This window comes from Sphingomonas sp. P3_C6 (assembly GCF_056402595.1).
Window position 1 is genome coordinate 78361 of record NZ_JBFUHB010000018.1, and the last position, 10622, is coordinate 88982.

Below are 10622 nucleotides of genomic sequence, written 5' to 3' on the forward strand. Positions count from 1 at the left end.
GCGACGCTAACCAGGTGCATTATCGAGAGCGAAAACCCACCGGACACCGAAACGCCAGCCCTCCGTCTCGTCATCCGGGCGCTTGCCGCCGGCATCCGGCCGGGCATTGTTCGCCGGTGGGACCAGGCGCAGCCAGGAGCCATCAACCGTCATCACCGCCATTTCCTTGACCGGATAGGAGAAGGGAAATGCCAGCGCCAGCGGAAGGCCGCGATCGAGCGCATCGGGCTTTGCGAGTGACGTCCGAAGGCCTTCGGCCAATTCCGCCATATCTGCGAAACCTGGCGAGTTATCGACATAGGTCACAGCGACCAGGTTCTTCGTTATGTGTGCGGAGACCTTGCTCCTGGGCGAGCGCTTTTCCAGCCGCAGCAGATTGTCGTGCAACGCGTCAACCGCTAGCCCCAGATGAAACAGGTCAAAGGGCAGGGACGCGTCCGTTTCCGGGCGTTCGAGCCTGAACGGCTGGCGCAGATCAGGGTCGCAGCCCGAGCCTCCATCATGATCGAGGCAGAACTGGTGAAGCGATGTCAGGTCATTACGGCTGGCCCGGGCAACGGCCTCCATGACGATGGAGATCGCATGCCGTGTCGGGCTGTCGATGGCGGCCTGGAGCGGGCCCAGCACACGCAAGCCGGAGACGCCCGCCGATGCGCATTTGGCGCGCAGCCGCACGGCATTCCCGGCGATCTTTTGCGGGTCACCGCGCAACTGCGCCAGATCATGCTGCAGGCCCTTGATTGCCCTGTGCCCGGCGAGTGGCAGGCGCCAGTGCAGCTTCGGTAACAGGCCAATCAGCCCCTCAAGGTCCCAGCCCCGCGCTTCGTGGAGCTGCGGCAGTACCTTACGCGCCTGAAGTATCCACGCTTCGCCTGCCTCCTGGTCCCCGGAAGGGCGGCCCGGCCAGATTTCCGAACAGGTGCCATCGGTCGGTTCGCCTCGGAGCGCGATCGGGAGAATGACCTGCCCCACAAGCCATCGATGAACCTCCGGATTCTGCGCCACGAGATCCCGAACCAGCGCAGTTATAGCCGTGTTGGCTCGCTTGAGCGCCGAAGCCTTGTCCTTGATGGTGATTGCATATGGGGCCGGGTTGAAGAGTTGCAGGGTGCGCTCCAGCGGGTCCCAGTCCTCTTTCAGCCTCGACGTGAAGAATATCAGTTTCGCGTCCGGGTTGAGATGGGAGACCGCGGCGCCCAGGGTGTAGCCGACCCGGTCGTCTCCACGCTCGTCCGTATCGGCCGCGGGCGCCAAGGCGTACGCGTCACACCACTTTCGGAAAACATCCGGCGAAATGCGCTGCGCCCCGAACATTATATCCTGCGCATCCTGATCCGTACCCTGGCGGCCATCCCCCACCCACTGCATGTCGATGAAGATCACATTCGCATCATCGATGTCCTTGGCGAGGTCCGCGCCAATGACCTGCATCCTCAAACGCTTTTTATCCTCGGCCGGTCCGGATGTGCACCTGATGCCGGAAGCGGCGATATGTCGCCGGATCGCCTCAACCCCGCCCAACTGATCGTCAAGGATGATGCACTTCCATTCGAACAAACGGGTCATTGCGCGGCTCGCTTGAGGGCGACATTTTTGAGAGACCATTGATGCACGCCGGATCCTGTTCTTGGCGACCAGAATGGCAGCATGGTTGCCTCGGTGCTTCCGGCGCAGACAAGGGGCTGTTCCACGAACTGGAGCCCTACCTTGGAAGCCGCGTAGCTCAGGCTCTGCAGACCGGCCCAGCGGGTAAAAAGCTTGGGCACGGCGCTCTCGCCCGGCGAAAATTCGATATCGAGATCATGCGCCGAAAGAGGCTGGTCCGCGGCCCGATGAGAGGCGTCAACCGCGGCAGGGGTTGCCCGAAGCGAAATCCGGATGGCGTCGCGCAGGGGTCTGTTGGCCGTCAACTCGCGCAGGATTGTATGTTTGAGATAATTCTCGAAGATCTCGGAGAAGATCACCGAAAGGGCTATTCGATACATCGATCTGGAGCCGTCTCCTTCGTTGTCTTCGATCCGGTCAAGTATCTCAAGATCCTCTATCTGATCGAAGTCGAAAATCGCCCGCGCAATTCCCCGTACGAGATCCGACGATTGGTCGAGCCCATCGACGGAAAGCTCAAACCCTTCCAGAAACCTGTTCCCGATATTTACGTAATTGAAAATAAAACGCATCAGCGCCGCGGTGAATTCAATCTCAACAAATTCCTTGAGTGGAATAAAAGTATATTTACTGCGCCCAACAGGCTCCGCGAGGTTAAACGGTGCAGACGCGGACAAGGCCGCGACCTCGGTAAGTCTGTCACGAATGTCGGCCACCATATCATAGGCCATCGCCAGCTTCTGCTTGTCTGGTCGGGACGATGCCAGTAGATTGGCCAGGGGATTGACCATGTTCTTCGCATCGTGCGTTAGATTGCCTGCAATATTGGTTATTTCATCCCTGCGGATGTTTCTGTCCTGAATTCTGTTGTAGTAGAATGTGTCGATCTGGGGCTGGGCGATCATCCGTAGCGACGAGCAGATATATCGCAGGCGCTTGTCTTCCTCGCCTTCGACCCATTCGGGCGTCGCCTGCGGACCTGCTGAAGCATATCGTTTCGTGGGTCCGGGCCGATAACTCCTGTCAATCTGCTCGAACGGCGCGACGTCGATTACGGCCAGTCCCACGATCGGAGTCTCGATCGGATGCTTGAGCGGTGCAGTGAGGCTCGCCCAGACCGGTACCACCGCATGCGACCGCGGACGGCGGGAGATCGCGCTCCAGTAATAATAGGGGAGGATCGGAAATCTGGACAGGGCATGGAGCTTGCGCAACGCTTCCCCAAGCTCGCGAATATCATGTGACGCCGGTGCCAGGCCGCAGAAGCGGTCATCCGCCAGGAGAGAATCGACGAGCGCTTCTGATATCCCGACCTTGTCTCCGGTGCCGTAACCGATCTCGGCGATGAAGCCCTGGAAAGATCCCATGGCATCGGCATCGAGCCAGCCCCACACGGGGTGGTCGTCGCTCTCCAGCAGCAGCGCGCGCAGGTCGAGCTGCCAGGCATCCGTCCCGTCATCACGGTCGAAAGGCGCCATGGTCGCGCGCAGATCTTCACCAATGCCTGTACGAAGCTCACCGACCTGCGCTCCGCTGAGGATGGTTGCCAGCAGTTCTTCTGGCGGTGAGCCAGCATCAGACCACAACCCAAGATCCCACCTGATGCGTCCATTGCCGATCCGGCGAACCAACCGCCTCCACAGGAGGAGAAAGACGACCATTTCTCCGTAGGGCACATAATGGACGCCAAACTTCATGCGGATGTCGGCATCGAAAGTCTTCACCACCGCGCGGCACGGCGCGCGCTCGATCGGGAGGTCTCCTATGAACTCCGGGAGAAATTCAGATGATAGGCTCTGGAAATCTTTCTGCAGGTCACGATGAATGTAATAGAGAGTGTCGATCGTGCGCCGGTATCGCTCATACTTTGCTGTTGTGTCGGGTATTGAGCCGTGCGGATACCATCCATGATCCTGGTATCCGATCATGTAATTCTGATCAATGCTACTATCGTCGCCATTCGCGTCTTTGAAGAAGGCGTAATGCACCTGACTTGTCGCGGCGTCTATATACAGGAAGCACGCGATCGAGAGCCCAAGACCATCGAAATATGATTGATATCTCGGCTGGTGGAACTTGTTGTCCATGACCTTCAGTGCCGCACTCGCATCCGATGCCCCGTCCTGAGGGTACCAGCCGCAAATGTTTCTGAGCTCATCGAAGATCGGCTCGATCTTCTCCGCCCAGTATGGCGCCTCTGGGTGGGGCTGCGTCATCTCAGTGCCCACAATATGCCGATTTCCCAGAAGCGGAAGGGCACCGCGACTTCGGCGAAACCGGCCTCGACGAGCATCTGCGCCTGATCCCCGCTCGGGCTTGACCCGGAGGCATCACAGAGCGAATCCACGGGATCGGGCAGGTTGAAATTGATATAATGGTCGATCCAGGCGTCGCCCATCGGCCCGGCATGGTCACCCAGGGCATCCTTTAGCGGCTTCAGGTCCGCCGGGGGATTGGAGAAGTTTGTCCGGATCCACTCGATACCGAAATCATTGGCGGCTTTCGCCATCGTCGGCGAAGCGTAGCTGAAAATGTCCGCGTTCAGATACAGGCCGCCCGGCGCCAGGACCTCCGCCACGCGCCCTGTGACGAGCCTTTTCTCCGGCGTCGTCAGATGGTGGAGAGCAAGCGACGATATTACGATGTCGTACCGCGACGACCCGCCCCATTTCCCTATATGGCTGAGCAGCGCGTCGGGAGATCCCGCGGGCTCGGCGATATCGCCGGTCACGAACAGACAGCGCCGGGCGACAGCGTCTTCCCCCAGTTCATCGACCGCTTTCGCGCGAAATGTCTCGTGCATCGGTTCGCAGAGATCAAAAGCCACGATCCTGCTGTTGGGGTACGCCTTCAGGATGGGTAACGATTCTGCGCCTGTGCCGGACCCGATGTCGAGCACCACGAAGGGCTGATCGCGACCGCCGGCCACAAGCTCGAGATGGTTTGCCACCAAGTCGAAAAGGGTCCTCTGAAGGAGGCTGAAGAGCGGTGTGTTCAGGTCCGCTGCGACGTCATAGCTGGCGGCCTGGGCCTCGGCATAGAAAAAAGCCCGACGGCGCTCCGCGGGTGTTCTGGCGCGGACGGCACCGGTGCTGCTGTTGGACAACAAACGTAACTCCTTAAGGACGTGATCTTCGGAATGCCGGCGTCAGCTGGCGAAGCGCATCTTGGCGAAGAACTCGGCAAATCGCCCGCCGGGCGGACTCGCAAGAATCTCGGCGCCGCCTGCTGCGACCACACGCCCTCCCTCGAGGAACGTGAGCCTGCTGTCGGCGGACGCGCGCAGCAGTGCTTCGGCGAAACTGAGCAGGTGGGTGACGACGACGATGCCGATGCCGCGCCCGATCAACTGCACCATCAGTTCATGGAGCCGCGCAATCTGCTCCACATCGAGTGACGCGGTGACTTCGTCGAGCAGGATATAACGCGGCTGGAGCGCGAAGGCGCGCGCTAGGGCCACGCGCTGTTGCTGGCCGACGCTGGTTTGATTGGGGTAACGGTGGATGAACGACCCCATGTCGAACAGGTCAATCAGCTCGTCGAGCTGCGCACCGATCGCTGCCCGGCCCAGCCGGCGTCGGAGCGGGAGCGCGATATTGTCGTAATTGGTGAGGTGGGGCCAGAGAAAGTGCCTTTGAAACACCAGCGTCAGGGCCGGCCAGGGCGGGACGAAATCCCTGCCACTGATTGGCAGCCGATACTCCAGGTCGTCGACGTTAATGGTACCCGAGTCACCTTTCTCCAGCATCGCGAGGCAGCGCAGAAGTGTCGATTTGCCGCCGCCGCTCGGACCGATGATGACATTCGCAGCACCAGGAGCGACCTCGAAGTCGACATTTTCAAGGACGGCCTGCCGGCCGAAACTTTTGCACAGGCCTCTGGCAGTCAGCATGGCGACTCAGCGCTCCGAGAAATCGCGGCCGAAGCGCCGGCGCAGAACCAGGGCAAGGCCATTCATGGGCACGCAGATCGCCAGGAAGAAAAAGGCGAGCGCGGTAAAAATCTCGATCGGCTTATACTCTGTCGCATTTATCCTTTGTGACACGCGCAGGATCTCCTCCACGGAGATCATGCTTGCGAACAGCGTCGACTGGAGCATGACGACCTGACTGCTCAGAATTGCAGGGGTGACCTGCCTCAGGACGATCGGCAACAAGACGAGCCGAAAGGTGTCCCGCGCGTCGAGCCCGGTTACCCTGGCGGCCATCAAATACTGTTCCGGAAACTGGTCGAGCGCATTCCGGATGATGACCGCGACGGCCAGTATGTTGACGAGGCTCAGGACATAGGCGGTTGTGAAAAAAGGATCGATCACGACGCCGAGCATCGCCTGGAGGGGGTAATGCGCCCAGAACAGGATGACGATCACCGGGATGCTGGCGCCGAGAAATGACAGGGTCGAAAGCGTAAGGCCGACGGACCTAGGAAGCTTGTTGCTCAACCAGCCTATCAAGGTTCCGACGACCAACCCGGCAGACCATATGATCAGCGATAGTCCGAGCGTGACCCCCACACCATCCAGGAATGCTTCGTGATAGTCTATCAGGATACGAAAGACTTCGCTCATCCCGCCTTGCCGTTCGCCGGCAGGACATAGGGCGGCGTCACGCGGAGATATTCGCCCGGACGCTTCTCGTACTTGCGAATGATTCTTTCGATCGTGCCGTCGCTTTGCATTTCCTGGATAGCCGAATCGATCATGGCCTTGAATTCGGGCTCGCCGAGCTTGAATGCATAGGCATTGGCAAAAACGCGGATCGGCTGGTCGGGGAAGAGCTCGACGAGAGTGCCGGGGTTCTTTTCGAGATACAGGTTAACCGCAGCCGGCTCGGCGAAAGTGAGGTCGGCCTTTTTCGACGTGATGTTCAACAGGACATCGCTCCAGGGATTCAGCTGAGGCACCGAAACCTTCTGCGCGGCAGGATAATCCGACTTCGCAATGACATCTTCGATCGCTCCGTCGAGTGTGGCGATCCTGACGTCGGGCTTGTTGATATCGTCCGTCGAGGCAAATGTCTTGCCATCCGGCCGACCATATACCTTGATCACATTGTAGATCAGCGGCGAGGAGAAATCGCCGACTTTCCCCCGCGTGGCGTTGCGCCATATTCCTGCGCCAAAAATGTCGACCCGGTTGGAATTGAGCGACTCAAAAATGGCTCCCCATCCGACTTCCTCAGCCCATTTGACCTTGAGATTGAGGCGCTTGCCCACTTCATTGAGGGTGTCGACGTAAATGCCGCTCAACTGGCCCGTCTTGGCATCCTTGATGGCGTAGGGTGGGTAATCGGCGTAGCTTGCCCTGATCGTCCCGGACTTCAGGACTCGGGCATAGACGCTTTCGTGCGCTGCCTGGGTCGGCTGATTTGTGCAGGCCGACGTGGTAAGGCCCGTCGAGACAACGGCTAGCGCCGCAAGCGCGGTCAGTGCGTGCCGGCGACCCAGATTAAACAATGCCATACCCATCACCGTTCCTCCAATACCCCGTCCTTATCGATCAGCGAAACCCGAGGCGCAAATCTTATCGGCGTTACGGTAGGGCATTGTAATATCAAGAAAAATAGGTGGTGGCCGGGCGCTTGTGACCGCGGAGTATAGCCTTCTGGGTAACGGTCGTTACCAGGAACTCCCGCATTGTCAGCGCAGCCCGCGGGATGCCGGTCCACCTTGAGGGCCGTGCCCGCGACCGGAGATCGCCGCGTCGTGGCTGCGGCGCGCCCGGCAGCGGCGCCGACCTGGGGACGCACACGGGAAGCTGTCAGGCCGGTTTGCGCGGTATCGAAGCTCGGGCGCGTCGAGGCCATGACCGGCCAGGCCAGCGATGCCGGCTGCGGTACCCTGGTCGGCCGCCCGGCCGTGTTGAGGAATCACGGCGCAAGGTCGCCGCATTGCAACAATGCTGAACACGACGCGTAGCAGAAACAGGAACATTCCCTGATCGACTTGCCCCGCCAGATCAGACCACAGTGTCTGAAGTTCGACCCATGAGGCCTTCGAGGAGTTGGTCGCAGGCGCTTTCGAGCGGGCCGGCTACGACGAAGTGACGCTCACGCCGCGATCCGGCGACCATGGCCGGGATGTCATCGCTGTAAGACGCGGGGTCTGCAGCATCAGGATCATTCGGCTCGGTGAAGCGCTACGCCGATCATCGTGAAGTCGGTTATGACGACATCCGCGCGCTGCTCGGGGTAATGGGAAGCGAGCCGGAAACGTCGAAGGGAATGGTGCTGACCACGTCCAAATTCCCCGCGGGACTGCGCCGGCAGAAGCGGATCATGCAATATGTTCCGACAAGACTCGAGCTGCTCGACGGCAAGGCGGTGCTTGAGTGGTTGACCAAATTGCGAGAGACCGACTAGCGACGATCGGCGCTAGCGTCCGGTTCTCCTAGAAGCGGCCATGCGAGGCAATGCCATCGGACGGCAGCGAAGTCCCACTTGCAGCTGATGATCAGAAGAAATACCGACAGTTTGAGCGCCGCTAAGGTCGGCTACCCGTATCTGCCGAAATCTATTCCAGACAAATCAAAGAGTTGGTTTAGACAACGAGCGCTCGTTGATGATATACCGGTCTCGGTATCGATGGCGAAAATCGTTGTAATCTCAACGCCGTACTTCGCCACACTACGCTCCCGTCATTCCCACTCGATTATTTCCTGCCACCGTAACTAACTGATTTTATCAGATAAATTATTTTTTGCAAAACACTATACCGTCAAGCGCACCGTCAGAAAGCGGCGCTCTTGAAAAGATTGGATTTTCTCGCTGGATGTCGCAAGAGAACCTTTCTCCATCTATCGCCAGCCACGGCCGAACGGTCATCGATAGTCGACGAAGGCGGCATCTATCATGCCGGGCTTCCCCGCAGAACGAGTCAGCCAATGGCTAAGGCCAAACGCATGCACATGCCCATAGGGCTTGAGGCGGCATGCCCGTCCGGTCTAGCTGCGTCCATGACCAACCCCGATGAATCTCCCGCCTTGCAATCGGCCGCGAACGCCGCCGCCCGCTTGTTCCGCGCCTATGAAGCGCACAGCCTTTCTCCGGGACCGGACACCTTGTTCCACACGCTCACGGCGATGCACAGCCTCAATGACAAGTTGAGGAAGGCCGAGGTTCAGGACTTCGAACATCTGGAGGAGTTTGCCGCCTTAAAGGCGCTTCGGAATTTCGCTCACCATCAGGACGAAATCGACGCCAATGTGCGTGTGATCCCCACCCCCGCAGTCAGCGACCTGGCCTTCCTCTGCCTCGTCCGACGCGATCAGGTCGAGCGAGCGATCGAGACCGCGGTCCAGAAGTGGCGCGCCGAGACACGTGCCGCCTGCGAACTCCGCTTCCACTGGTATGGCGAGGCGGTGAACATCAATCCCTGCCTCTTCAACTTCATGGTCCACGCCTATGAGCAACTCATCGCAGCCGGCGTGAACGCGGACCCCGCCTCAATGGAAGCTTTCGAGACCTCGTACCAATTCGAAACCCGCGAAGGTCACGCGCACCTCATCGACGGCCGGTTGGCGGGTCGGGCGGGCGAGATCGAACTTATGCTGACGACCCTCGTCGCCGACCTGCCAAGCCAATGAGACAAAAAGGTCGGAGTTCCGGCCGGCTGCACCGAGGTGGCGCAGCGCGAGTCGATCAGGCCGCGATCTTGCGCGTGATGGCCTTCGACATAACTTGGCTCACTCTTCGTCCCACCGACCCAGGTTTACATCGATGAACCCGACCGGATAAACTCGGGCAATGGTGCCGAAGTTCGGCTCCCCTTCGCTATGGACGGCGAGGATATGGGCGGGACCGAGTGGCTGTTGGCTGCACAGGTCGAAGGCGTGCTTGTCCGGCTTGCAACCGATCATCCGGCCATAGGTGGCGACCACGGCCTCGGCCGCGGAGTAGGTGTGCTGGGAATGGAGGAGCGGCATCGCGATCTCCAAGACACGGGGTCGGCCGACCCGTTTCAGCATGTCCTGAAGCTCCGCATCCTGCTGCCAGAAATAGGCGGCCTCCCCGCCCCAACTCTCAAGGAGCAGTTCAACCCCGCCGTCTTCGATGTCGACCGGATGCGAGGTCATCCAGAACTTGCCTGAACGGGCGGCCAGTTGGTCGCTTTGGTACGGGCTGTCGGCGAACAGGCGATCGGCGACTTCCTTCGTAAAGGCGCCCGCGACGACCTGCGCGGCGAAGCGCGACCGGATGGTGTCGAGGCTGGATGGATAAATGCCGGCTCGTCGAAGGGTATCGACCTCCGTGTCGGTCAGGCGGGTATAATGCCAGGCCCGGATCGTGCGGGCCTCCATCAGCCGCATGATGTGCTCCTTCACCGAAATGAACTCGCCCGCATGAGGATTGTCGGGATAGGGCATCCGATGGTCAGAGGCCTCGTGCTCGCGCGACTGGCGGCGGGAGGTGATCATGTTGTCGCGGATGAGGTCGGTGTGAGCTTCGAGATCGCCGCGCAACTCGTTATCGAACGTATCGATGTCCCAGACGTCGATGACTCCGGCGTCGCTATCTGCACCGCTAGCGGAAATCATGCGGTCTCCGCCGCTTTTGCCACGATCCGCGCGCACGACGGACCGACCAGTCCCCAAACCTTGTCGATGATCGATTCCAGGGAAACGTTCTCGAGTTCGACCGATGCCGCATAGGCGCGCCATTGGCGCTGTTTGACCTCATCATCGACCATCTCGGCCGAAAGCCCGGGGGGCCTTTCCGTCGGGATCGCCGTCTGGCGGCGCTCGAAGGTCGCTGTGATCGCCGCGTCCAGATCTGAGCTGCACCCGGTTTCGTGGACACCGAGATAAGGTGTTTTTGGAACCGGAGGGTGACGATGCAACGACGGAAGTTCAGCCGGGAGTTCAAGCTCGAGGCGGTGAAGCTGGTATTGGAGCGTGGCGTTTCGGCATCGCAGGCAGCGCGCGATCTGGATGTGCATGCGAACGTGCTGCGCAAGTGGATCCGCGAAGCGGAAGGCGACCCTGGATCGGCGTTTCCCGGCCACGGCAACATGAGGCCAGA

The 10622-nt window shown here is 60.0% G+C and carries 11 protein-coding genes and 1 pseudogene; 4 read left to right on the forward strand and 8 right to left on the reverse strand.

The features are described 5' to 3' along the window. Positions 1–6: 6 nt before the first annotated feature. From AC1DT7_RS16675 to AC1DT7_RS16700, 6 genes are read right to left on the reverse strand one after another with little or no spacing between them, the layout of a single operon-like run. Positions 7–1566, reverse strand: coding sequence for a hypothetical protein (locus tag AC1DT7_RS16675; RefSeq protein ID WP_478037156.1), 1560 nt, complete (start codon positions 1564–1566; stop codon positions 7–9). After that, complete coding sequence (locus AC1DT7_RS16680; protein ID WP_478037157.1) at positions 1563–3821, reverse strand: hypothetical protein; 2259 nt, start codon at positions 3819–3821, stop codon at positions 1563–1565. The genes AC1DT7_RS16675 and AC1DT7_RS16680 overlap by 4 nt, the downstream gene beginning before the upstream one ends. Further along, the gene (locus AC1DT7_RS16685; protein ID WP_478037158.1) at positions 3818–4711 is read right to left on the reverse strand and encodes a class I SAM-dependent methyltransferase; all 894 of its coding nucleotides are present in this window, start codon (positions 4709–4711) and stop codon (positions 3818–3820) included. The genes AC1DT7_RS16680 and AC1DT7_RS16685 overlap by 4 nt, the downstream gene beginning before the upstream one ends. Before the next feature lie 42 nt (positions 4712–4753). Next, a complete protein-coding gene (locus AC1DT7_RS16690) occupies positions 4754–5497 on the reverse strand; it encodes an ATP-binding cassette domain-containing protein (protein ID WP_478037159.1) in 744 nt (247 codons plus the stop codon). A 6-nt stretch (positions 5498–5503) separates the two neighbouring features. After that, positions 5504–6172 (reverse strand): ABC transporter permease subunit, encoded by a 669-nt coding sequence (locus AC1DT7_RS16695; protein ID WP_478037160.1) that lies wholly within the window; start codon positions 6170–6172, stop codon positions 5504–5506. Then, complete coding sequence (locus AC1DT7_RS16700; RefSeq protein WP_478037161.1) at positions 6169–7071, reverse strand: substrate-binding periplasmic protein; 903 nt, start codon at positions 7069–7071, stop codon at positions 6169–6171. Before AC1DT7_RS16700 ends, AC1DT7_RS16695 begins: the two co-directional genes overlap by 4 nt. Positions 7072–7597: 526 nt before the next feature. Here AC1DT7_RS16700 and AC1DT7_RS16705 point away from each other — a divergent pair. From AC1DT7_RS16705 to AC1DT7_RS16715, 3 genes and pseudogenes are all read left to right on the forward strand, one after another. Continuing rightward, positions 7598–7759: pseudogene (locus tag AC1DT7_RS16705) on the forward strand (restriction endonuclease); the annotation flags it as partial. After that, entirely contained in the window at positions 7734–7964 is a 231-nt protein-coding gene (locus tag AC1DT7_RS16710; protein WP_478037162.1) for a restriction endonuclease, read from the forward strand. The pseudogene AC1DT7_RS16705 and the gene AC1DT7_RS16710, both read left to right, overlap by 26 nt. Positions 7965–8485: 521 nt before the next feature. Continuing rightward, positions 8486–9187 (forward strand): hypothetical protein, encoded by a 702-nt coding sequence (locus AC1DT7_RS16715; protein ID WP_478037163.1) that lies wholly within the window; start codon positions 8486–8488, stop codon positions 9185–9187. Between the two features lie 99 nt (positions 9188–9286). On the opposite strand, the gene AC1DT7_RS16720 is transcribed toward AC1DT7_RS16715, so the two are convergent. Together AC1DT7_RS16720 and AC1DT7_RS16725 are read right to left on the reverse strand one after the other, a co-directional pair. Then, complete coding sequence (locus tag AC1DT7_RS16720) at positions 9287–10138, reverse strand: hypothetical protein (protein WP_478037164.1); 852 nt, start codon at positions 10136–10138, stop codon at positions 9287–9289. Next, positions 10135–10440, reverse strand: coding sequence for a hypothetical protein (locus tag AC1DT7_RS16725; protein WP_478037165.1), 306 nt, complete (start codon positions 10438–10440; stop codon positions 10135–10137). Before AC1DT7_RS16725 ends, AC1DT7_RS16720 begins: the two co-directional genes overlap by 4 nt. On the opposite strand from AC1DT7_RS16725, the gene AC1DT7_RS16730 reads away from it, so the two are divergent. Next, positions 10435–10622 (forward strand): transposase (locus AC1DT7_RS16730; RefSeq protein ID WP_478035524.1); only part of this gene is annotated, 188 nt, incomplete at its 3' end. The two genes, AC1DT7_RS16725 and AC1DT7_RS16730, sit on opposite strands and share 6 nt — an antisense overlap.

What these genes read in the sequence shown, in the direction of transcription:
- AC1DT7_RS16675 (WP_478037156.1), bottom strand. Translation starts at nt 1,566, where the DNA reads ATGACCCGTTTGTTCGAATGGAAGTGCATCATCCTTGACGATCAGTTG.
- AC1DT7_RS16680 (WP_478037157.1), bottom strand. Translation starts at nt 3,821, where the DNA reads ATGACGCAGCCCCACCCAGAGGCGCCATACTGGGCGGAGAAGATCGAG.
- AC1DT7_RS16690 (WP_478037159.1), bottom strand. Translation starts at nt 5,497, where the DNA reads ATGCTGACTGCCAGAGGCCTGTGCAAAAGTTTCGGCCGGCAGGCCGTC.
- AC1DT7_RS16695 (WP_478037160.1), bottom strand. Translation starts at nt 6,172, where the DNA reads ATGAGCGAAGTCTTTCGTATCCTGATAGACTATCACGAAGCATTCCTG.
- AC1DT7_RS16700 (WP_478037161.1), bottom strand. Translation starts at nt 7,071, where the DNA reads ATGGGTATGGCATTGTTTAATCTGGGTCGCCGGCACGCACTGACCGCG.
- AC1DT7_RS16715 (WP_478037163.1), top strand. Translation starts at nt 8,486, where the DNA reads ATGGCTAAGGCCAAACGCATGCACATGCCCATAGGGCTTGAGGCGGCA.
- AC1DT7_RS16720 (WP_478037164.1), bottom strand. Translation starts at nt 10,138, where the DNA reads ATGATTTCCGCTAGCGGTGCAGATAGCGACGCCGGAGTCATCGACGTC.